General features: G+C 41.4%; 23 protein-coding genes, 1 riboswitch and 1 other annotated feature (1 of these 25 only partly in view). Of the genes, 6 read left to right on the top strand and 17 right to left on the bottom strand.

What is annotated here, in order from left to right:
* Window positions 1-131: a sequence feature (His leader region), on the bottom strand; it reaches 2 nt to the left of the window's first position.
* A gap of 216 nt (window positions 132-347) precedes the next feature.
* A complete protein-coding gene (locus BCU68_RS01590; RefSeq protein ID WP_133126120.1) occupies window positions 348-1,922 on the bottom strand; it encodes a Na+/H+ antiporter NhaC family protein in 1,575 nt (524 codons plus the stop codon).
* A gap of 112 nt (window positions 1,923-2,034) precedes the next feature.
* Window positions 2,035-2,214: riboswitch (Lysine riboswitch) on the bottom strand.
* A gap of 390 nt (window positions 2,215-2,604) precedes the next feature.
* Between BCU68_RS01590 and BCU68_RS01595 the strand changes: the two genes are divergently transcribed.
* Entirely contained in the window at window positions 2,605-3,012 is a 408-nt protein-coding gene (locus tag BCU68_RS01595) for an H-NS family nucleoid-associated regulatory protein (RefSeq protein ID WP_102563028.1), read from the top strand.
* Window positions 3,013-3,107: 95 nt separating this feature from the next.
* Here the strand turns inward: BCU68_RS01595 and BCU68_RS01600 are convergent, their stop codons facing one another.
* Both BCU68_RS01600 and BCU68_RS01605 read right to left on the bottom strand, forming a co-directional pair.
* On the bottom strand, window positions 3,108-4,412 hold the full coding sequence (locus BCU68_RS01600) for an inosine/guanosine kinase (RefSeq protein WP_102563029.1): 1,305 nt from the start codon (window positions 4,410-4,412) through the stop codon (window positions 3,108-3,110).
* 103 nt (window positions 4,413-4,515) lie between these two features.
* On the bottom strand, window positions 4,516-4,785 hold the full coding sequence (locus tag BCU68_RS01605) for a hypothetical protein (RefSeq protein WP_102563030.1): 270 nt from the start codon (window positions 4,783-4,785) through the stop codon (window positions 4,516-4,518).
* Between the two features lie 249 nt (window positions 4,786-5,034).
* On the opposite strand from BCU68_RS01605, the gene mnmA reads away from it, so the two are divergent.
* From mnmA to purB, 3 genes are all read left to right on the top strand, one after another.
* Window positions 5,035-6,159, top strand: coding sequence for a tRNA 2-thiouridine(34) synthase MnmA (gene mnmA, locus BCU68_RS01610; protein ID WP_102563031.1), 1,125 nt, complete (start codon window positions 5,035-5,037; stop codon window positions 6,157-6,159).
* Window positions 6,160-6,196: 37 nt separating this feature from the next.
* Window positions 6,197-6,814 (top strand): high frequency lysogenization protein HflD, encoded by a 618-nt coding sequence (gene hflD / locus BCU68_RS01615; protein ID WP_102563032.1) that lies wholly within the window; start codon window positions 6,197-6,199, stop codon window positions 6,812-6,814.
* 72 nt (window positions 6,815-6,886) lie between these two features.
* A complete protein-coding gene (gene purB / locus BCU68_RS01620; protein WP_102563033.1) occupies window positions 6,887-8,257 on the top strand; it encodes an adenylosuccinate lyase in 1,371 nt (456 codons plus the stop codon).
* Between the two features lie 75 nt (window positions 8,258-8,332).
* On the opposite strand, the gene BCU68_RS01625 is transcribed toward purB, so the two are convergent.
* The 8 genes from BCU68_RS01625 to htpX all read right to left on the bottom strand — a co-directional run bounded on the left by BCU68_RS01625 (window position 8,333) and on the right by htpX (window position 15,001).
* A complete protein-coding gene (locus tag BCU68_RS01625; protein WP_241901246.1) occupies window positions 8,333-8,941 on the bottom strand; it encodes a chalcone isomerase family protein in 609 nt (202 codons plus the stop codon).
* Complete coding sequence (locus tag BCU68_RS01630; protein ID WP_102563034.1) at window positions 8,889-9,413, bottom strand: DUF2878 domain-containing protein; 525 nt, start codon at window positions 9,411-9,413, stop codon at window positions 8,889-8,891. The genes BCU68_RS01625 and BCU68_RS01630 overlap by 53 nt, the downstream gene beginning before the upstream one ends.
* An 8-nt stretch (window positions 9,414-9,421) precedes the next feature.
* Entirely contained in the window at window positions 9,422-10,684 is a 1,263-nt protein-coding gene (locus BCU68_RS01635; protein WP_102563035.1) for a cyclopropane-fatty-acyl-phospholipid synthase family protein, read from the bottom strand.
* Window positions 10,685-10,773: 89 nt separating this feature from the next.
* A complete protein-coding gene (locus BCU68_RS01640; protein WP_102563036.1) occupies window positions 10,774-11,511 on the bottom strand; it encodes a DUF1365 family protein in 738 nt (245 codons plus the stop codon).
* The gene (locus BCU68_RS01645; RefSeq protein WP_102563037.1) at window positions 11,511-12,788 is read right to left on the bottom strand and encodes an NAD(P)/FAD-dependent oxidoreductase; all 1,278 of its coding nucleotides are present in this window, start codon (window positions 12,786-12,788) and stop codon (window positions 11,511-11,513) included. Before BCU68_RS01645 ends, BCU68_RS01640 begins: the two co-directional genes overlap by 1 nt.
* A 12-nt stretch (window positions 12,789-12,800) precedes the next feature.
* Entirely contained in the window at window positions 12,801-13,535 is a 735-nt protein-coding gene (locus BCU68_RS01650) for an SDR family NAD(P)-dependent oxidoreductase (protein ID WP_102563038.1), read from the bottom strand.
* Window positions 13,528-13,950 carry a nuclear transport factor 2 family protein gene (locus BCU68_RS01655; protein ID WP_102563039.1) on the bottom strand — a complete coding sequence of 141 codons (423 nt, stop codon included), beginning with the start codon at window positions 13,948-13,950 and terminating at the stop codon, window positions 13,528-13,530. The genes BCU68_RS01650 and BCU68_RS01655 overlap by 8 nt, the downstream gene beginning before the upstream one ends.
* Window positions 13,951-14,137: 187 nt before the next feature.
* Window positions 14,138-15,001, bottom strand: coding sequence for a protease HtpX (gene htpX, locus BCU68_RS01660; protein WP_102563040.1), 864 nt, complete (start codon window positions 14,999-15,001; stop codon window positions 14,138-14,140).
* Between the two features lie 271 nt (window positions 15,002-15,272).
* Here htpX and BCU68_RS17010 point away from each other — a divergent pair, with 271 nt between their 5' ends.
* Window positions 15,273-15,437, top strand: coding sequence for a hypothetical protein (locus BCU68_RS17010; RefSeq protein ID WP_198591668.1), 165 nt, complete (start codon window positions 15,273-15,275; stop codon window positions 15,435-15,437).
* A gap of 91 nt (window positions 15,438-15,528) precedes the next feature.
* Here the strand turns inward: BCU68_RS17010 and bioD are convergent, their stop codons facing one another.
* From bioD to bioB, 4 genes are read right to left on the bottom strand one after another with little or no spacing between them, the layout of a single operon-like run.
* Complete coding sequence (bioD, locus tag BCU68_RS01665) at window positions 15,529-16,218, bottom strand: dethiobiotin synthase (protein WP_102563041.1); 690 nt, start codon at window positions 16,216-16,218, stop codon at window positions 15,529-15,531.
* On the bottom strand, window positions 16,215-17,021 hold the full coding sequence (bioC, locus tag BCU68_RS01670; RefSeq protein ID WP_102563042.1) for a malonyl-ACP O-methyltransferase BioC: 807 nt from the start codon (window positions 17,019-17,021) through the stop codon (window positions 16,215-16,217). Before bioC ends, bioD begins: the two co-directional genes overlap by 4 nt.
* Window positions 17,021-18,175, bottom strand: a complete 1,155-nt coding sequence (gene bioF / locus BCU68_RS01675) for an 8-amino-7-oxononanoate synthase (RefSeq protein WP_102563043.1) — start codon at window positions 18,173-18,175, stop codon at window positions 17,021-17,023. Before bioF ends, bioC begins: the two co-directional genes overlap by 1 nt.
* Window positions 18,175-19,233, bottom strand: coding sequence for a biotin synthase BioB (gene bioB, locus BCU68_RS01680; protein ID WP_102563044.1), 1,059 nt, complete (start codon window positions 19,231-19,233; stop codon window positions 18,175-18,177). The genes bioF and bioB overlap by 1 nt, the downstream gene beginning before the upstream one ends.
* A 148-nt stretch (window positions 19,234-19,381) precedes the next feature.
* Here bioB and bioA point away from each other — a divergent pair, with 148 nt between their 5' ends.
* On the top strand, window positions 19,382-20,665 hold the full coding sequence (bioA, locus tag BCU68_RS01685) for an adenosylmethionine--8-amino-7-oxononanoate transaminase (RefSeq protein WP_102563045.1): 1,284 nt from the start codon (window positions 19,382-19,384) through the stop codon (window positions 20,663-20,665).
* A gap of 72 nt (window positions 20,666-20,737) precedes the next feature.
* Here the strand turns inward: bioA and serS are convergent, their stop codons facing one another.
* Both serS and BCU68_RS01695 read right to left on the bottom strand, forming a co-directional pair.
* On the bottom strand, window positions 20,738-22,045 hold the full coding sequence (gene serS / locus BCU68_RS01690; protein WP_102563046.1) for a serine--tRNA ligase: 1,308 nt from the start codon (window positions 22,043-22,045) through the stop codon (window positions 20,738-20,740).
* Between the two features lie 92 nt (window positions 22,046-22,137).
* A complete protein-coding gene (locus tag BCU68_RS01695; RefSeq protein WP_102563047.1) occupies window positions 22,138-23,487 on the bottom strand; it encodes a replication-associated recombination protein A in 1,350 nt (449 codons plus the stop codon).
* Window positions 23,488-23,503 lie beyond the last annotated feature (16 nt).

Here is a 23,503-nt window from a genome sequence, read left to right on the forward strand (position 1 = left end):
GAAAAAACCCTCGGGAGGTTTAGTCTCCGAGGGTTTAAATCTGAATTATTTGATTTAACCTCCGGGAGCTTCCTCTCTCCCGGGTATGCGTACACCTCCCGAAAGACTAGATTGGGTGATGATGGTGACGATGAATATTCACGGCATATTTACGCATACTTATTACTCTTGGTTGTTTTCTTTCTTGTCTCCACACTAACTAAGCTGCTTACATTTTTCAACTACTAATTTTAACTTTTTTGAATGTTTTTAGGTAAGCGATAACAAAACTATCATTCTCATTTTCATTCGATACAAAAAAGGGAAGCAAACGCCTCCCTTTTGTTTAATATCAGTTTAAATCAATGTTAACTAACTGTTTTAATTTTTGATTTTGATAACATCGATAAAGCGAAGCAAACCGCAATAAAGGTTACCATTGCCGCTGAGAACGACAACCAAACTGAATCAGTCATGCCTAAGACAATAAAGCCAACAACAGAAACAAGAGCGACTGATAATGCATAAGGTAACTGTGTCGCTACGTGGTCAATATGATTACAGCGAGCACCGGTTGAAGATAGAATCGTCGTATCAGAGATTGGTGAACAATGGTCACCAAAAACAGAACCAGCTAACACTGCACTTAGCATTGGTAGCATTAGCGCGATATCCGTTGCTGCAGACATATCACCAGCGATTGGTAACATGATGCCGAATGTACCCCATGACGTACCGGTAGAGAATGCCATTATCCCTGATAACAAAAATAGGATAACTGGCAACCAATGTGGGTTAATCGAGCCTTGAACAAGCGATGATAAGTAAGTACCCGTTTGCATGTCACTAATTACAGATGCAATTGACCAAGCAAACACTAAGATAAGCACAGCGCCAAACATTGACTTAGCACCAATCCATAATGTGCGTACGATATCAACGGTTGGTAGTTTTTGCTTAAATACCGTAATAAGCGCAACGATTAGACCAATCAAGCCACCATATACTAATGAAGTCGTTACATCTGTATTTTCAAATGCACCAAGTACACTAAATGGTAATTCTTCTGATGCTAATGCTTGTGCACCGGTTAACATTAATGCAGAAACCGTCGCAATAATCAGTGCTGAAATCGGTAAGACTAAATCTGATACCTTACCATTTAAGCTTTCATCAATGCCTAGCTCTTCATGTAAGCTTTCGCCATCATTGTCAAAACCACGACCTTGCGATGCTTCAATTTCATGTTTGCGCATTTGACCAACATCAAGTTGGAACCAAATTACGGCAAAAACCATTAACACAGCAAATACAGCATAGAAGTTCATTGGGATTAGACGTGCATAGGCGCCTAATGCTGAATATTCAGTCACACCATGGCTAACGAGAATACCACCAATGATCGTCATGATATAAGCACCCCAGCTCGATACTGGCATGATCACACACATAGGTGCAGCGGTAGAATCTAGAATATAAGCAAGCTTAGAGCGAGAGACTTGAAAACGGTCAGTTACAGGGCGAGAAATCGAACCCACAGCTAAGCTATTAAAATAATCATCGACAAAGATGAAAACACCTAAGAATGCTGCTAAAAGCTTTGAGCCACGCTTACTTTTCACTCGAGCTTGAGCCCATTCGGCAAAAGCACGGGTACCGCCAGAGAGTGTTAATAAGGCTGTCGTCATTCCTAGCAGTACTAAGAAGACAATAATACTTAAGTTCCAAGTATTTAAACTGCCGTCTTCAACAGCAATATTAGCGATCTTAGTTGCTGAGTAAGTGAGTGCGTTAGTAAAAGAAAAGTCTGTAAGAAGCAATGCCCCCGCTACAATACCGACACCTAATGAAAGGATGACACGGCGAGTAACAATCGCAAGACTAAGAGCCACTAGTGGTGGCAAGAGAGATAAAGGTGATGTTGCAAAATCTATTAAATTCATGATCTTCAAAAACCAGTTGTTTGGTTAGAGATCTACTGCAGTAAAGCACTAATGATACATTTCATTATTGCAATGTTGAACTAAGCGAAAGGGAAGCGAACACTTCACCCAACCCCACAGTAGCGCTCCATAGTTTAAAAAATAAGACTATGGCAGTGTTGACCCTATTCGGTGACAACCCCAGCAAATTGCATCGATATACAACTCACTTCGGCAACCATACCTTTCACTATTACTCATTGGTATCACCCCAATAATAGTTACTTATTATGCTCGCGCCTCTACGGCAAGATAGGTATTTAATTCATTATTAACGTAAGTTAACAACTTTTTAACTACCCTCCTGCACAGGTACGAACTATTGTACTCATAATATCTACTTTTGCAACAGGACATTCTAAAATGATATTAATGTGATGTTTTGTCATATGCTCGCACGCATGTATGGACCTAAACTATGATGAATGAGTATTAGACTAGATTCATTTAAGTTCGCCCTCAGTAACTCGCCATCATTAATAATATTTAAACTGTCAGTCTAAATCTGTTCTTCTCTTTGTTTAAATAAATTAAAAATATAACTGTTAATTACATTTTAATTTACTTTTATTATTGTCATAATAGATTTCACTGTTTATTATTAGAAATACTGAAGTAGTAATTTAATCCAATAGGAAAAGTCATGTCGGAACTAACTAAAACTTTATTAAATATACGTAGCCTACGTGCATTTTCACGTGAACTAACTTTAGAGCAATTAGAAGAAGCTCTAGAAAAATTAACGACTGTTGTTCAAGAGCGTCAAGAAGTTGAAGCTGAAGATCGTGCAGCAAAAGCTGAGCGTGAAGCTAAACTTGCAGAATATGCAGCAATGATTGCTAAAGATGGTATTGAGCTTGACGATTTAATTGCGGCACTTTCTGGCGAAGCTAAAGCAACACCGAAAAAGAAACGTGCACCTCGTCCTGCTAAATACAAATATATCGATGGCAATGGCGACGAAAAAACATGGACAGGCCAAGGTCGCACACCTTCAGCTATCCAAGACCAACTTGATGCTGGTAAATCTCTAGAAGAATTCGCACTGTAATTTTTAATTGCAGTAAATAAAAAGGCTCCTATTAATTAGGAGCCTTTTTTCGTTGCTATAATATTTGAGCAAATACTTTAGCCTATCTATTATACTTAACGTTCCCAGTAAGCTTCTTCTAAACTATCTTCTCTTTCTGGTAAACCACGAGAAAGTCGTGGTGAGTGCTGCACTAATACTTCATAGCTTGCACGATTTGAATATTTACACACTTGAGAGAATGACGAGTATGTTAAAAATGAATGCTGGTGCTTACTTGAATTTGGCACATTCTCTTTATGATACTTATTCGCCGCCATATCATGCAACAGAGCGGATAATGCCGCATCACCTGCACCATTAGTATTCTTAATTTTTTCTGGACCACCCATATAAGGCGCAATATGAGAATATACGCGTAATGGGTTTTCACATAATGCTTTTACGGCAGGGCGACTAAATTCAAAGCGATTAAACTCAGCAATTGAACCTGGTAACAAAGGTAAGCTTGTTTCACGCTTAGCTTCATTCTCTGTATAACCTGCCATAAACAAGCCAACCGGTCCTGCAGTACATAATACTAAATCAACCCAATCTAGCGTTCTATCAGCAGCAGCAAGAGGATCACTCTCTCCTGTTAGTGCTTCTGCTTCATCTTCATTCATTGCAACAACAGATACGTGTTGCTCTAAGAAGTCACGCCAAAACTCAGGATCATCTTGAATAACAAATTTAGTTCCCAGTGTTAATACCACTGGTACATCATGCTTTTTCGCATACTCAATAGCTTTCATGGTTGCATCAGGCATTGGATCACCTGGTTTACAACGCACTAAATAAGCCGTTAGAACAAGCGCAGAGGCATTATTAAAAATAGATTCTGAAATACTTTCTGGTTTTAATTGGTTCATTTGTCCTTCACTAATAGCAAAGGTACGTTCACCACCTTCAGTAATTAATGCAAAACAGCGCCCAATAGCACCATCAACACCTTGTAGGTGGTTTAAGTCAACGCGACTTGATGTATTACATAAGTAGCGGTAACCATAGCTACCAATTTTAATATCTTCACTCATTACACCAAGTAGTGTTGAGCGATCATCAGCTAGTACAGAGTAATTATGCAGCGTATTACCTATGGTTCCACCAGCATATTCATTCGTAATCAAATTATTTTCTTTCAGCTCTTTATATAAAGCTTCAGCTGTTTGATCATTAATTACTAGAGAGTGCCCTTCGCTCAGCCCATATTTTTCAATTAGCTCAGAAGTCACTTTAGCTTCAATATCCACTAAGGTTTGATCAATGCCAATGATATGCGTACGCGACATTTTTTTATTATGTTGTGCTTGTGCAACTAATGGATCACGAGCATGTACGGGAAAATAGTGCTTAGATTTACGCTGTCCAGGAAATTTCATAATAGAAGTCTGAGTAGAGGATGATAATGGGTGCCGATTCTACCGCGCCCTTTTTAGCGCGGCAATATTAGAGAGTATAGCAAACGTTTGCAGGGGCGTTTTTTTATTCCCCCTCCATAAACCCTAGGTCAGGAAGCATATCTAAGTGCTCTGCATAACGCTTTTCATTAAAGGTCGCACCATTTTTCATCACATCAAAAACCTCAACAGCCAGTGCACAAGCCATGGCTTCAATCGCTTCTTCACGTGGCGTTCCTGTCATCATTAAACGCATTAATGTCGCTTTAACTTTTAATGGTTTCCCCTCTTCTAATTGATTTTCAATCGTCTCAATTAATACGGTTTCATCCATATATTCATTCTGGTCAGTCATACGGTAACTCTTCGTTAAAATAATAGGTTCAATAAAAAGAATATTTCCACATTGAGACTATGCCACAGCCTCAATGAGTTTGATTCAAGAACTTATCAATATCTCGCTAAATAAGCGCAAATTTTGTATTAAACCGCCTAATTTGGTTACCAAGTGCACAATTAAAATTGTGATTCACCTCTCGGATCTGTTGCGACTGAAATCTTTCTGATAGAATCTGCACCCAAGTCATTTTAGTGGTATTAAGTCATGTCTAATAACAGCCAAAAGAAAGTTATTGTCGGTATGTCCGGCGGTGTTGATTCATCAGTATCTGCTTACCTTCTCCAGCAACAAGGTTATCAAGTTGAAGGTTTGTTTATGAAGAACTGGGAAGAAGACGATAACGAAGAGTATTGTACAGCTGCCGAAGATCTAGCTGATGCTCAGGCTGTGTGTGACAAGCTTGGTATCCATCTGCACACGATCAATTTTGCGGCAGAATACTGGGATAACGTCTTTGAATACTTTTTAGAAGAGTACAAAGCAGGTCGCACACCAAACCCAGATATTCTTTGTAATAAAGAAATTAAATTCAAAGCCTTCCTTGAGTTCGCTGATGAAGTACTTGATGCAGACTACATTGCAATGGGTCACTATGTTCGTCGCACTTTCCCAAGCGCAGAAGCTCTTGAGCAAGGTGAGAAACCACAAATGCTACGTGGTTTAGATAACAATAAAGATCAAAGCTACTTCTTATATACACTTAGCTCTGATCAAGTTAGCCGTAGCTTGTTCCCCGTTGGCGATCTTGAAAAGCCAGAAGTACGTCGTATTGCTGAAGAGCAAGATCTGATCACAGCGAAGAAAAAAGATTCAACTGGCATCTGCTTTATTGGCGAACGTAAATTTACTGAATTCCTAGGTAAATATTTACCAGCACAACCAGGTAACATTGAAACACCTGATGGCATAGTTATCGGTCAGCACCAAGGTCTGATGTACCACACTCTTGGTCAGCGTAAAGGCTTACATATTGGTGGCACTAAAGGTGGTGGTGGTAATGAAGAACCTTGGTTTGTTGGTGAAAAAGACCTAAAACGCAATGTTCTAATTGCTGTGCAAGGTAAAGATCACCCTCTACTTAAATCTGAAGGGTTACTTGCAAGCCAACTACACTGGGTTGATCGCGCACCAATTACTGAAACTATGCAGTGCACCGTTAAAACTCGTTACCGTCAAACTGATATTCCTTGTACAATCATCCCTGTTGATGCTGAGAATATTAAAGTTATCTTTGACGAACCTCAAATTGCGGTAACGCCTGGTCAATCGGCTGTATTTTATCAAGGTGAAGTTTGTCTTGGTGGCGGCATTATTGAGCAGCGCATTTAATCAGTACTATTTTTCACTATTTATTAGGAGTCGTTAAGTGGCTAACACAATCTATGATCGTACCATCGCTTTCGCTGGCATTTGCCAAGCCGTTGCTTTGGTTCAGCAAGTTGCAAAAGATGGCCATTGTGACAAGGATGCTTTTGAAGCTTCTATAAATGCGATTGTAAGCACTAACCCTGCTAATACTCTGGGTGTGTTTGGTCAAGAGGCCAATTTAAAGCTTGGTCTCGAATGCTTAATTAAAGGCATTGACAGCACACCACAAGGTAGTGATATCACTCGCTATATAATTAGTTTAATGACCCTTGAACGCAAATTAAGCAGCCAAAGTGATGCGATGTCTCAATTAGGTAAGCGTATTCAAATGATTGAGCGCCAAGTGGATCACTTTGATTTATTTGATGAGCAGATGATCAGTAATATCGCCAGTATCTACCTTGATGTGGTTAGCCCTGCGGGTCCTCGAATCCAAGTCTCTGGTACCCCAGCAGTACTGCAGCAAGTCGGTAATCAGCATAAAGTTCGTGCCTTACTACTTTCAGGCATTCGCAGCACTGTATTGTGGCGCCAGGTGGGCGGTAAACGCCGTCATCTAATTTTCGGTCGTAAAAAAATGATCGAACAAGCTGAGATTCTTTTAGCTCGAATTTAACATTAAGCTCGCATAGATTTGCGAGCTTATTTATATCCTTATACCTAAATAAATTACTATCAGGAGAAGACCATGGAACTGTCAGCATTGACAGCCGTTTCACCAGTAGACGGTCGTTATGGAAGTAAAACAATTGCATTACGCAGCATCTTTAGTGAATTTGGCCTACTAAAGTACCGTACTATTGTTGAAATCCGTTGGCTACAAAAGCTTGCAGCAACCTCAGCTATTGCTGAAGTACCAGCATTTAGCGCTGAAGCAAATAAGTTCCTTGATGAATTAGCGGCAAACTTCTCTGAAGAAGACGCTGGACGTATCAAAGAAATTGAACGCACAACTAACCACGATGTTAAAGCAGTTGAATACTTCTTGAAAGAGAAAGTAGCAGCACTTCCTGAGCTAGATGCTGTTAATGAATTCATCCACTTTGCCTGTACTTCTGAAGACATCAACAACACGTCTCACGCTCTAATGCTAAAAGAAGCACGTGAAACTGTGATTCTGCCTGAGATTCGTAACATTATTAATGCTCTAAAAGCACTTGCTAACGAGTACCGTAATGTTCCTTTGCTTTCTCGTACACACGGTCAGCCAGCTTCTCCATCCACAATGGGTAAAGAGATGGCTAACGTTGCGTACCGTATGGAACGTCAATTTAAGCAAATCGAAAACGTTGAAATCCTGGCAAAAGTCAATGGCGCTGTAGGTAACTACAATGCTCATCTTTCTGCTTACCCTGACGTTGACTGGCACCAGTTCAGCGAAGAGTTCATTACAGAATCTCTTGGTGTAACTTGGAACCCGTACACAACACAAATCGAACCACATGATTACATTGCTGAGCTATTCGATGCCGTTGCTCGCTTTAACACTATCTTAATCGATTTCGATCGTGATGTTTGGGGTTACATTGCTCTAGGTCACTTTAAGCAAAAGACTATTGCTGGTGAAATCGGTTCATCAACAATGCCACATAAAGTTAACCCAATTGATTTTGAAAACTCAGAAGGTAACTTAGGTTTAGCGAATGCTGTCTTTGGCCACTTAGCGCAAAAACTGCCGGTTTCTCGCTGGCAACGTGATCTGACTGACTCTACTGTTTTACGTAACTTAGGTGTTGGTGTTGGTTATGCAATTATTGCTTACACATCTACGCTGAAAGGAATTAGTAAGCTAGAGATTAACCGTGAGGCACTACTTGCAGAGCTAGACCAAAACTGGGAAGTACTAGCAGAACCCGTTCAAACTGTAATGCGTCGTTACGCTATCGAAAAACCATACGAGAAGCTAAAAGAGCTAACTCGTGGTAAGCGTATTACCGGTGAAGGTATGCGTAATTTCATCGATAGCCTAGAGATCCCTGCAGAAGAGAAAACTCGTCTTAAAGAGATGACACCTGCAAACTATATCGGCCAAGCAATTGAGCTAACTGATAAACTGTAAGTGTTATCGTTCAGGTTAATTACCTGAGTTAAAAATAAAACCTGAACCGACTCGACGGTTCAGGTTTTTTTACTTTTATCTAGCTCCAATTAATTGCTGGCGTAATTTAGGGTATTGAGTCTTAGTTGATAACCAAATAGATAAAAACGCATCGTTTAATCGTGGGTCCTCTATTTTTCCAATCACAACAGCCTCGCCATTTGTCTTAGTACTGGCTAAATCATCAAAATGAAAACTTCCTTGCAGACCATCGGAAACATAAATAAGACGCTGACCTTTTTTAATATCGGGGAAAATAACGGCAAGTTGGCGGCTCCAATTAATTTGGTCATCAGCAGCGAAATCTAAATGCTGCCATTGATCTTGAGTGGCATCTAATAGCTGTTGCCCAGAGACATCTCGCTGATATTCAATTTCCAGCGCTAAAGCATGTGGGGAAATATCGGAATTAACAAGATAGCTTCCACTTGGGCTATGCAGCGTTGACTGATAAACATCGAACACCAACCAAGAGAGTTGAGCACTGCCTACCGATTGCCATTGTTGCCAATTGGGTTGGCTACTTGATGTTGCTGCGCTAGTGGTAGCTGGCGTTATCCCAAATCCAATACAACATAATGCAATCGCAGCATTAGACTTTAGGTAGTGAAGAAGTGTCTTGCTTTGCAGGTAGTGATTGATCATATTGATAAACCTTAATAACTAAGAAACACAATAGGAACCACTCAATCATAAGCACGCTAATTGTCATTGCTATGGGGTAGCTCCAGGCAACAGCGTCAAATTTAAGCCCCGCATAATAGCTCAAGCCACCACTGATACCACCAATAACTGATACGATAGAAATCGGATATTGGTTCACTATGGTCATCATTTGATAAGCATACCAAAAGAAGATACCCCACAAAGCCACCAGCCAATAAGGTAACCAAGGCGTTGAAAATACAAGTAAACCTGACCACTGGTTGAATGAATCAACGGTTATACCAACGATAAAAAGAGACAGCCATTTAATGAGAGGCAATGATTGTCTCTTCACACTGATAAATATCGTGATTAACACGGCAAAAACCAGCAGCCATTGCAGTGACTGCTGCCCTAGAACGGCAGCAAACCAAAGTAGCTGAAACCAACTCGATAACAATAATAGCTTCATATCAAAAGTTAACTGAATGGTCGCTCAAAAGTCATCTGTACTGCACTAATCCGCTTGGCTCTAAACCCGCCTTCACAATAGCTAAAGTAGTAGCGCCACATACGGATAAACTGCTCATCATAACCTAGCTTTTGTACTAATTGTTCTGCCTGATTAAATGTTACCTGCCACTGCTGCAGTGTTTTTGCATAATCAAGACCAATATCATGTAAATCCCTCAATACAAGATCACTTTTACTGCTCGTTTGCTGCAGTAGTGCAGAAATTGACGGTAAAAAACCACCAGGGAAGATGTATTTCTGAATAAAATCGACACTGTTGCTATAACTTTGGTAACGCTGATCTGCAATAGTTATCGCCTGAATCGCCATTAAGCCACCGGGTTTTAATAGTGACTGGCATTTGTCTACATAGGAAGGTAGAAACTCACGCCCAACGGCTTCTATCATTTCAATAGAAACCAATTTATCAAATGTCCCTTCTAATAAACGGTAGTCCTTTTTCAGTAAGGTGATCTTCTGCTCTAAACCTAATTGGCGGATTTTATTTTCTGTATAAGCATATTGCTCGTCTGAAATTGTCGTTGTGGTCACCTGGCAATTGTATTTCGTTGCCATATAAATCGCCATCGCTCCCCAACCTGTACCAATTTCAATCACGCTATCATTTTCATTGAGCTTAAGTTGCTGACATAAACGCTCCATTTTATTAATTTGTGCCTGCTCTAAATCATCCTCTGCCGATAAATAGAGAGCCGAGGAATAAAGCATATTACTATCTAAAAATGTATTATAGAGCGTATTGCCTAAATCATAATGAGCATGAATATTCTCTTCCGATTGATCAATGGTATTACGGTTAAACCAGTGACTGACCTTATAGACTAGCTTTGTCATGATGCTGCTTTTCGATTCTATTTTATCTAACGCGGTCATATTGAGTGCCATTAACTCCATCAATTGGGTTAAATTGGGCGTATCCCACCAACCATCAATATAAGATTCGCCCGCTGCAATACTGCCACCTTGTAACAGACGACGATAAAACTCTGGGTGCTTGACTTCAATTGTAGCGCCAATACCGCTTTGACCCTCTAGACCAAATCGTTCTGTTCTTTGCGCTTTTGCATCTTGATTAGGCACATCATAATTTTCTATTAAAGTTAAATGCCCGTGCTCTAGCTTTTCTAAGCATTTGAAAGCAATTGTTCTGGCTGTTTTTTGAATATGGGTCAGACCAATAGGTAGCGCGATAGAAGGGGTGTTTAGCATGATAATGTCTCCTGAATCTTATCGATAATATCTGCTGGTAACCATTGAGAGGTTTCTCAAAGCATAAATCAGCAATCAAGTATGAGCCTTTAGTGGGAATAAAATGGCGCTCCCTTAAGCCATAGTTTTAATGCTTGCCAATAAATACCAACCATAACCTTTACGGCCATGATGGGCGTTTTGATCAAATGCTTAAGTAAAATTTTTGAATTAAATGGCTGACTTTGCATCGATAGAGTCGCATCAAATATTTTACGCTCTTGATGGCATTCAAGATGGACCATTAAACGTTGGGATAACGGCTTTAAGCACCATACATACTGCTGATCCATTGGGTTAAAAGGTGAAACGTGAAATGCTTTATCATGCTGCCACCCCTCGCCATTACCGCCCTTATCAGCAGGAATCGCGTAATAATGTCTTTCATTCCAAGGCGTATTACTCACCTCTGCCAGTAAATAACACCACCGCCCTTCATCGTCATAAAGATAATAAAAGTTAACCGGACTAAAATAGAGACCTAAATAGCGCAAATGGCATACTGCAACAACCCTACCGGTTAACCGTATATCTGTTAGCTCATGAACTTTATCTTGCACTGCTTGCTTTAAATTCCCATCGCCTAAGTAGTCTGAGCGCTGGAAGCGAGCCCAATGCCACCAACGCTGCCCAAATCCCCATACCTTACGCTCGAGTAAATCAATTTCATCTAAATCTAAACAAGGCATAAATAAAGGATAAGTCATCGAGTGCTTTATCGGACTCAAGCGTCGATGACGGACATTACCCACCATAAGCTGACTCTTGAAAGCCGTTAGCTGGCTCATTACGCAGCCCCTTCTTCAGCAACTAACGCAGAGCAACGGATGGACTCGACCACATCTAACGCACTTTTTACCCCGTCTTCATGGAAGCCATTGTGCCAATACGCGCCACAGTACCAAGTATTAAGCTGACCACTGACTTCCTCTTTACGCTGTTGAGCTGCCATCGATTCTGTCGTAAACACTGGGTGGTGATAATGGAAAGTGCGTAGTACCTTTGATGGGTCGAGGCGCTTTGAACTATTGAGCGAGACACAAAAGGTTTCATCGGATGCTATATGTTGCAGAATATTCATATTATAAGTAAGGCAAGGCAGACGATTTTCTTGCCCCTCTTCGCCCGTTAAACGATAGTTCCAAGATGCCCAAGCCGCTTTTCTTTGCGGTAAAATCGAGGTATCAGTATGTAATATCACTTCATTTTCTTGATAAGCCATCGCACCTAAAATCGATTGTTCACTATCACTTGGGTCACTTAATAAACGCAATGCTTGATCACTATGACAAGCAAATATAACGTGGTCAAAGCGGTAAGATTGACCATTAGCAATGATGCTTACACCCGCTTTATCTCGCTCAACAGAACTAACCGGGCTGTTAAGTAATATTCGCTCACTGAACCCCTGTGTTAATGGTTCAATGTAAGCGCGAGAGCCCCCTTCGATTACATACCATTGCGGTCTGTTCACTACATCTAATAAACCGTGGTTCAAAAAGAAACGCAAAAAGAAAGCAAGAGGAAATGCCCGCATATCTGCCAGAGTTGATGACCAAATAGCCGCGCCCATTGGCAAAATATAATTATCACAGAAATCTGCATTAAACTGATGTTGATGCAAAAAGTCGCCAAGGGTAATCGAACTGGCTAAATCACTCTCAACACTTTGTTTGGCTAATTTATTGAAGCGAACTATCTCGCTGATAAAACGATAGAAGCTAGGTTTTAGCCAATTACGTTTTTGTGCAAACAGTGTCCGTAATGTGTGCCCATTGTATTCAAGACCAGTAGTATCATTGCGTATACTAAAGCTCATTTGGCTCGGCTTACCTTTGACTCCTATCTCATTCATCATTTGCATAAAGTGAGGGTAAGTACGATCGTTATAAACAATAAAACCAGTATCGATTGAATATGACTTGCCGTTACTTTCAACATCCACCGTAGCAGTATGACCACCAATATAGTCATTAGCCTCAAAGAGAGTCACGTCGTGCTGTTTGTGTAAATGATACCCACAGGTTAACCCTGATATTCCTGTACCAATAATGGCTATTTTCATCATTAAATCCTTCTAATTTTTTATTAATCGAGCAACTAACTTCGCTTGCCAATAATATGGAAGTAAGCCTATTAACCTAAGCGCCCAAGTAAATCCCGCTGGAAAATAGATCTGCTGTTTATTGGTAGAAAGCCCGGAGCGAATGCTGTTGGAAGCTTCTTCGACAGTGACCATCATTGGCATAGGAAAGGTATTTTTATCCGTTAAAGGCGTTGCAACAAAGCCAGGGTAAATACTCACCACGCTCACTTGCTGCTGCCTTAATGCTAAACGCAGGCTTCGCGCAAAATAACTCACTGCCGCTTTTGACGCGCCATAAGCTTCTGCTCTTGGTAGTGCTACTTCGCTCGCAATTGAACCAACAATCGCGATTTTATGCCCGGGTTGGAAGTCTTTTTGAACCGCTGCAATACAGTTAGCCACACCGAATACATTGACGGTCATTACTCGCTTTATAACTGCAGCATCGATTTGACCATCATCGATATACTCACAGTCACCAGCATTTAAGATCCAAAGGCTAGGCAAAGGTTGTAGGTTGGCTAAAGCTTGCTGCGTCTCATGCTCGCTCGTAACATCAAAGCACAAGGTCATAATGTCAGCCTCTGTGGTTAGCTCAAATAATTTGTCTTGATTGCGACCACAGGCATAAACTCGCCACCCTTGCTGAGCATAATCTAACGCTAATTGTCGACCTATTCCTGATGAAGCCCCTGTAATTAATACGCACCTTGCTTGGTTACTCATCGCCTAACCTCGCCTTAATCCGTTTAACTATTGAGCCGAGAAGCGGAAGGTGTTCATAAAGCATTGCACCTAAATCGAAATAATCGCGGTGATAAATAACTTTATTTTCGAAAAATCTAATATGGCTTGTCCCATGCACTTCTATCGTTGCCCCTGCTGATAACTTGGGGTGTTCTAAATACATAATCCAAGTAATAAAGCCCGAATTACCCACCTCTTGCTGATCTTGAATATCAAAGTCACAGCGAATGACATTTTTATACAAGGCATCAAAATAACGGTTAAGATTGTCAATACCACTGATTTTATGCGCTGCGTCTTCAAAGATAATATCGGTGTGATATATCTCATCAAGCCGATGAACAGTATCCTTACTAAGTGTTTGATAAAAATTGGCAACTGAGCTTATATTCATCGCGTATCTTCCATACTTGACTGCCCAATCTTCAAGTTAGTACATCACTGCGGTTTATGCCGTAATTTACCTTGATTATGAGCGAGTGGTCGATTAAAAATAGATTATGCTTAGATACGCAATTTTTTGAGGCAGGATCAAAAAAGGCTTGGAAAAACCAAGCCTTTTATTTATTCAATTATCGCAATTACATATTACGTAGTGATTCAATTCGCTTATCAAGTGGCGGGTGGCTCATTAATAATTCAGAGATTGAACGCTTACCATTGATACCAAAAGCCATCATTGAACCTTCTAGTTGTGGCTCATGACTGACTTTAAGGCGTTCTAAAGCAGCAATCATTTTATGTTTGCCGACCAGTTGCGCTGCACCAGCATCAGCATAAAACTCACGATGACGGCTGTACCACATCGTAATGAAGCTCGCTAGGAAACCGAAAACTAACTCAAGCGCCATGGAAACACCAAAGTAAACCATCATGCTGCTACCACCGCCCTCTTCATCATCATTTGAAGCGACAATATTAGCAATGAAACGAGATAGGAAGATAACGAACGTGTTCACAACACCTTGCATCAAAGTCATTGTGACCATATCGCCGTTAGCAATGTGGCTGACTTCGTGAGCAAGAACCGCCTCTGCTTCATCACGAGTCATGGTATGCAGTAACCCTGTTGATACCGCAACTAAAGAGTCATTACGCTTTGCACCGGTCGCAAAAGCGTTCATATCTGGAGAGTCGTAAATCGCAACCGTTGGCATACCGATACCGACTTGTTGAGCTTGGCGGCTTACTGTTTCTAATAACCAATGTTCTGTTTCGTTGCGAGGACTTTCAATTACTGAGCCACCGACTGAACGTAATGCCATTTTTTTTGACATTAGTAACGAAATGATAGAACCACCAAAACCAAATACTGCTGCCATCACTAATAGACCAGACAAGCTACCAGGTTGCATTCCTGTAACGGCATAAACAATATTCAGAACCACACTTAGCACCATAACAACGGCTAAGTTAGTGATTAAAAATAACATGACTCTTTTCATTACTTTTCTCCGACTGGGTAATTTTTATTATAGCTACTGCCATTTCTATCTAAATAAAAAAGATAGGCAGTATTAATAGTTATATAGTGTCTAAGATTTAGAATGCAAGGTTAAGCGATAAATTGAAACATTTAGTGAATGAAATGCTGTGGTCCGATCTATTGAGTGAGAGATTAATTAGACTTTGGTCTTATTGCTTGTGTGGTTCAAGCAAGGTAGATTTCTCATTGATTCGATATTAACCAAATCATTCAGTATATAAGGGATAAATATGACTGATGCTAACAACTGTCAGATGGCAATCGACTTACTTCGAGTCCATTTACACTTAACAGAAGATGAAGCAAAACAGCAGCTTGGATTGGATAATACCGCTGTTAACCGTTCAATTTCAGAACCTCATCAAGCCTTGATAGAATTAATCGATGATAAATAAATCGACAAGAATAAAAAAGGGTCACATAAAATACTCTTTCTAGTTAAAAGTATATGAGACCCTTTTTCTTTTATGCTTAATTTACTAATGTTTACAATTCAAGATCCAAAACGGGCTGGATATTAATGTATTTACCATTATCTCGCTTCATTACATGCGGGATATAAGGAATTTCGCCCAACTTAGGTGCATCAATTCGCTCTTCTAGCATAGTGATAATGTCAGCATAGTGTTCAGTACCTGGATTTACACGGTTTGCAACCCAACCAACAATGTTTAAACCATCCGCTTTAATCGCTTCAACCGTCAGTAGTGCGTGGCTTAAGCAGCCTAATTTAATGCCGACAGCTAAAATAACCGGTAGTTTTTCTTGCTGTACCCATGTCGAGAGGCTATCTGTATCTGATATAGGAACACGCCAACCACCAGCCCCTTCCACTAACACAATGTCTGAATTCTGTTTGTGCTGAGCTAATTTATCACTTAAGACTGAATAATCGATGATGACATTATCGTGCTTGGCTGCAATATGTGGCGATGCTGCTAAAGATAAAGCATACGGGTTAATATCGTTATACTCAGTATCAACCGTCGCGGCTTCTTGCAAGTGCAATGCATCGGAGTTACGCATTCCAGCATCCGTTAGTTTACTGTCTGATGCCACAGGCTTATAACCAATCGTTGATAAATCTTGTGCTGCGAGTGCATGTAAAATCGCTTTAGAAACGACGGTTTTCCCAACTTCGGTATCCGTACCTGCAATGAAAAATGCATCAATCATAATTGAATAACCCCTAAACAAACTTGATATGTTGCTGGCAAGAGACCCTGATAATTTTGAAACCTTTGATACTCACTTTCAACACGTCGTAACTTATTACGACTTGTTAACCCTTGTGAACGCCCATTGACATGGTTCGCACCGATTCCTTTGAGGTCTCGCATCAATTCAAAAGCAGTGTCATACCATACTTTAATGACTGGCAAGTCTAATCGATGACTTTTACAATTAGTTTGCGCTAACGCAACTTTTACTCGGTTCAGAGTAACAAAATCATTAACATGGTACGAATTATCGACTTTTTTCCACGATTCTTTCAACTCTAGTAGAGATCCTTCTAATAAAGTTGAGAAAAATAGTTGCCCTTTTGTACGAGTCACTCGCTTCATTTCAAGCAGTGGTACCTCGAGATGATGACACCATTGCAGCGCTAAACTAGAAAAAACATAATCAAAGCTGTCATTAGCAAAAGGCAGAGCTTCTGCATCTCCGACTCGATATTGGCAGACTTTATCTCCACAACGTAATTGCGCTTGTGCTAGCATTTGTGCAGAGAGATCCACGCAAGTCACAATCGCACCGCGTTCACTTAAAAGCGCTGATATATACCCGGTCCCACAGCCTAAATCTAAGATCTGTTTACCTTGCAAATCGGCAGGTAACTTAGCTAAGAGCTTTAAACCCACATCCCGTTGAAATGCTGCATGCTGATCATAACATTGAGCCGCTTTACCAAATGCTTGAGCTATCGCCTGTTTCTGACACTGCTCAATATTCTTACCGAGAACCTGACACGCACTCATCACTGACTCCTTTCTATCACCTGCCGTAATGACAGCGCTAATTGTTTAATCTCTTGCGGGGTATGATTGGTTGATAACGTTATACGCAGTCGAGCTTGCTTTACCGTTGGCGGGCGAATTGCCGTCACCCAGCAACCTTGCTTCTTTAGATCTTCAGCAACAGTTGTCGCGATCAGGCTACTTGCCAGTAAAAAAGGCTTAATCGGCGTTGTCGTTGCGACATAGCCCGGTAGATCATGTAATGCTTCATGGTAGTAGGTTTGTAACTCATGCAACTTATCTCTACGCCACTGCTCACCTTGCACCATAGTAATCGCATGGCTAATGGCATGAGCTTGTGCTGGAGGTAATGCTGTTGAGTAGACGTGATGGCGAGCAAATTGCGTCAAATACTCCCCTGTTAAGTCATTACACAAAATAGCGGCACCCGATAAGCCCAGTGCTTTGCCAAAAGTCACCACTAAAATATCCGGTTTGATCTGCGCGGCATGGCAACTTCCCTTGCCATATTCGCCAAGGACGCCGATACCATGTGCATCATCGACCATTAACCAAGCTTGTTGTTGCTGACAAATTGATTGAATATCACTAAGTGGAGCACAGTCTCCATCCATGCTAAATACGCCCTCCGTCACCACCAAAGCGGAATCACTTTTACTCAATTTGTTTGCTAGATCGACGGTATCGTTATGGTGAAATCGACGCATTGTCGCAGCAGACAACATACCGGCTTCCATTAATGAGGCGTGATTTAACTTATCTTGCAGCAGCGTATCTTGTTGCTCTAGTAGCGCAAAAATTAACGCTTGATTAGCACTAAAACCAGAACTGAATAAGATAGCGCTTTCAAAGCCTAGCCATTCACACAGTTGTACTTCCAGATTTTGATGCGCTGGGCTAAAACCTGTCACTAATGGTGAAGCGGCACTCCCTGCTCCATACAACGTTAAGCCATGTTGCCAAGCTTGAATTAAGTCGGCATCACTGGCTAAACCTAAATAGTCATTGCTAGCAAAGTTGCTATAACAGCGGTGACCATCATTCAACAGTAATTGATTAGCATTAGATAGCGGCTGTAATGCTCTTGTTAACCCTAAGCGTTCGCGCTCTTTTACTGCCTGCTCGATTCTGGCAATAAACGTTGAACTCGCCATTAATTTGCGACACTCGCATCATAAAAAAGGTCATGTTCACCAGGGCGCGACATCACTCGCTGTTCAACTTCAGCCAATAACTGATCCGCTTGTATATCATCTGGTTTTTGATTTACATGTTGGCGATTAATACCCAGTTTTGTGAATAAACGCATATCGGTATCTTCTGCAGGGTTAGCGGTGGTTAATAGTTTACAGCCATAAAAAATAGAATTAGCTCCAGCCATAAAACACAAGGTTTGCATTTGCTCGTTCATATCTTCACGTCCAGCGGATAAACGCACCGCAGACATCGGCATCATGATTCGAGCCAGCGCGATCAAGCGAATAAAATCAAATGGCTCAACATCATCGACATCTGCCATTGGCGTGCCTTGAACCTTAACCAGCATATTAATCGGCACACTTTCAGGGTGTGTAGGTAAGTTGGCAAGTTCAACTAATAGCCCAGCTCGGTCATTGTGACTTTCCCCCATGCCAATGATCCCACCCGAGCAAATTTTCATACCTGAATCACGCACATGACTTAACGTATCTAATCGATCTTGATAGGTTCGTGTAGTGATGATGTTGCCATAAAATTCTGGTGAGGTGTCTAGGTTATGGTTGTAATAATCAAGACCGGCTCCAGCTAATTCACCGGCTTGTTCAGGGGTCAGCATCCCTAATGTCATACAAGTCTCTAGCCCTAACGCTTTCACTCCTTTGATCATATCGGTGAGGTGTGGCATATCGCGCTGTTTCGGGTTTTTCCAAGCTGCCCCCATACAAAAACGGGTAGAGCCAGCATTTTTTGCCTTTTGCGCCGCATCTAACACACGCTCAACTTCCATTAACCGCTCACGATCAACCTCTGTTCGGTAATGTGCACTTTGCGGGCAATATTTACAGTCTTCTGGGCAAGCACCTGTTTTTATAGAAAGTAATGTACTGACTTGCACTTCATTTGCAGGATGAAATTGGCGATGAATAACCTGAGCTTCAAAGAGTAAGTCCATAAACGGCTTCTCAAGCAAATGGCGAACTTCCGGTACTGTCCAATTGTGACGAACTTCCACGTATCCATTCCTTATTCATTACTGATGGTTTTGGTTTATCTCAACTTGATGCTTGGATACTCTACTAACAAACGGTAGACTGTCAACAGTAAAAGTAATTTTAGGTTTACACTAGCGTAAATAAAAACCAAGAGAGTATCAAAAAGCAATGGATTTAACTTTTGACCGCCAGCATATTTGGCACCCTTATACCTCGACACTATCACCGCTAACTTGCTATCCCGTCACCAATGCTGATGGTGTTCATATTCAATTAGAAGATGGGAAGCGTCTTATTGATGGGATGTCGTCATGGTGGTCAACAATACATGGCTATAATCACCCATATTTGAATCAAGCAGCGCATGATCAAATTGATAAAATGTCACATGTGATGTTTGGTGGCTTAACGCATCAACCAGCTATTGATGTCGGTAAGAAGTTGCTGAAAATGGTACCGGATAACTTAGAGCATGTTTTTCTTGCCGATTCTGGCTCAGTTGCTGTTGAAGTTAGCCTAAAAATGGCACTGCAATATTGGCACGCCAAAGGGCAATCACGCTGTAAATTTTTAACCCTGCGTGATGGTTATCATGGTGATACTTTTGCTGCGATGTCGGTGACCGATCCAGATAACTCAATGCATAGTCTGTATAAAGGCTTTTTACCTGAACATATTTTTGCTACTTCACCTAAAACAGGTTTTCGACAAAGTTGGGATCCAAGCGATATCAATGACTTTAAACAAAAAGTAATGACCCACCATCAGGATATCGCTGCTGTTATTCTTGAACCTATAGTACAAGGCGCTGGCGGGATGAGGATCTATCACCCTAAGTATTTACAGCAAGTTAAAGCGCTTTGTGAGGAGTATAACCTGCTACTTATCGCTGATGAAATTGCAACCGGTTTTGGACGTACTGGTAAGTTATTTGCTTGTGAGCATGCCAATATTAAGCCCGACATACTTTGCGTTGGGAAAGCACTCACGGGGGGATATATGACGCTATCTGCAACCTTAGCTAGCAAAGAAGTGGCTGATACCGTTTGTGGTGGTGAGGCTGGATGTTTTATGCACGGTCCTACTTTTATGGCTAACCCTTTAGCATGCGCCGTTGCAAGTGCCAGTCTAGACCTCATTGAAAAAGGTGATTGGAAACAACAAACTCAGCAAATTGAGGCGCTTTTCGCGAGGTTACTGCCACCACTACAAAGTAATGATCGCGTAAAAGAGGTGCGTTGGTTAGGTGCTATTGGGGTTATAGAAACCCATCAAGCTGTCAATATGGAGGCTATACAATCTCTATTTGTCGAACATGGCGTTTGGATCCGCCCGTTTGGTAAATTAATTTATATGATGCCGCCTTTTATTAGCCAAACTGAGCACATTGAGGCATTAGTTCAAGCCGTTGCCACCGCCTTAAAAAAACCATCTTGTTTTCTTGCCAAGTAAAAACTGTTCAAATAAAAAAAAGCCTGACACTTAGGTCAGGCTGTTACATTTGCATCATACACACACGATCGATTAACCGATGTGAGTTGCGCCTGCCATGTATTTCTGTAATACCGCTGGAACAGCAATACGGCCGTCAGCTTCTTGATTATTCTCAAGAATAGCAACCATTGTACGACCAACTGCTAAACCTGAACCGTTTAGTGTGTGTACAAGTTCTGGTTTCTTCTCACCTTTACGACGGAAGCGAGATTGCATACGACGAGCTTGGAAATCCCACATGTTTGAACATGAAGAAATTTCACGGTACGTTTCTTGTGCTGGAACCCATACTTCTAAGTCGTAAGTTTTCGCAGCGCCGAAGCCCATGTCACCAGTACATAGAATAACTTTACGGTAAGGCAGCTCTAAAAGTTGTAGTACTTTTTCAGCGTGACCCGTTAGTTCTTCTAGTGCAGCCATTGAATCTTCTGGCTTAGTGATTTGAACTAGCTCAACTTTATCAAATTGGTGCATACGGATAAGACCGCGAGTATCACGACCATAAGAACCGGCTTCAGAACGGAAACATGGAGTATGTGCCGTCATTTTAACTGGAAGATCTGCTTCATCAGTGATGGTATCACGCATCATATTTGTCACTGGTACTTCCGCTGTTGGGATCAATGACAATGTTTTTAGTGGTACATCACTTACTTGCTCAGTTAATGGGCTAGTGTGGAAAAGGTCTTCACCGAACTTTGGTAGTTGACCAGTACCAATCAAGCTGTCTTTGTTAACAAGGTAAGGTACATACATCTCTGTATAACCGTGCTCGTCAGTATGAAGATCAAGCATGAACTGAGCAATAGCACGGTGTAAACGTGCAAATTGACCTTTCATTACGATAAAACGAGAACCTGAAATTTTCACTGCACTTGCGAAATCTAATCCACCAGACATTTCACCAAGATCAACGTGATCTTTCACTTCAAAGTCGTACGCTTTTGGGTTGCCCCAACGCAAAATTTCAACGTTATCGTCTTCGCTTTGACCATCTGGCACTGAATCATCTGGTAAATTTGGTACCGATAAAGTTACTTGGTCGATTTGAACTTGTAGATCAATCAACGCTTTTTTTGCTTCATCTAGGTCAGCACCTAACGTACCAACTTCTGCAAGAATACGCGCAGCTTCTTCATGTTCGCCCTTTGCTTTCGCTTGGCCGATGGACTTCGAGCGAGAGTTACGTAACGCTTGTAGATCTTCAGTTTTGATCTGAAGGGACTTGCGTTTTTCTTCAAGTTCACGAATAGTCTCTACATCAAGGGTAAAACCTCGACGTGCTAATTTTGCCGCTGTTTCATCCAGCTCAGCTCGAAGTAATTTAGAATCCAGCATTGCTAATCCTATGCTTATAGTTATTTTGAGAATACGGCAGCTACTGCTACCGTTAAAGAATTTTTTAACCGGTTAACGATATCCAAAAAGGACTACTTTTCATAGCGCTTTCGTGGGCTTTTTGCGTCTAAATTGGCTAGATACGCTAACTTCTCACCAATTTTAGTCTCTAAACCACGATTCGTCGGGAAATAGTAACGTGTATCGGCAATTTCGGTCGGGAAGTAATTTTCCCCTGCAGCAAAAGCACCTGGCTCATCGTGAGCATAACGGTACTCTTCTCCATAGCCCATGTCTTTCATTAAGCTAGTTGGCGCATTGCGTAAATGGTGCGGCACTTCATACTCAGGCTGATTTTGTGCATCAGCAAGTGCATTTTTCCAAGCGCTATATACAGCGTTACTTTTGGGTGCACAGGCTAAATAAACCACCGCCTGAGCAATGGCTCTTTCACCTTCGGCAGGACCAATACGCGTAAAGCAATCCCATGCAGACATTGCCACTTGCATAGCTCTAGGGTCGGCATTACCAATATCTTCTGATGCAATGGCTAATAGGCGGCGCGCAATATAAAGCGGATCACAGCCCGCCGTGATCATACGTGCTGACCAATACAAAGCGGCATCAGGGTTTGAACCGCGAATGGATTTATGCACCGCCGATATCAGGTCATACCAAATATCACCTTTATTATCAAAACGAGCAACCTTTTCGCCAGCAACTTCCGCTAATAAGGATAAGGTCACCTGCTTAATGCCTTGCGCGTTTTCTTGGGCCATATCATAAAGCAGCTCAAGGTAGTTCAGCGACATGCGCGCATCACCACCCACCAGTTCTGCTAAGCGCTCTAACACATTATCATGAAATTCCGCCTCGACTTCCCCTAGCCCTCGAGTTTTATCCTCGATAGCTTGAGTCAACACATACTGAATATCCTGCGTAGTCAGCGATGTTAGCTTATAAACTCGCGCGCGGGATAAAAGTGCATTATTTAATTCAAAGGATGGATTTTCCGTCGTTGCGCCAATGAATGTAATCGTACCATCTTCAATATGTGGTAAAAATGCATCTTGTTGGCTTTTATTAAATCGATGTACTTCATCAACAAATAAAATCGTTCGTCGCCCTGCCATTTTATTTTCACGAGCTTTTTCTATCGCTATCCGGATATCTTTAACACCCGAGGTTACCGCAGAAACACGCTCAACTTCAGCACTGGCATAGTTGGCTGCAACTTCAGCTAATGTGGTTTTTCCTGTCCCAGGTGGACCCCACAAAATCATTGAATGTATGTGACCGGCTTCCAACGCTCGGCGCAATGGCTTACCTTGCCCTAAGATATGCTGCTGACCAATATATTGCTCTACCGTTTCAGGACGCATGCGGGCAGCAAGAGGACGAAAATCTTCCTCCCCCATAAAATCTAAACTGAAATTACTCATGAATAATTAAGGCTCG

Source organism: Vibrio sp. 10N.286.49.B3, from assembly GCF_002873395.1.
Taxonomy (GTDB): Bacteria; Pseudomonadota; Gammaproteobacteria; order Enterobacterales; family Vibrionaceae; genus Vibrio.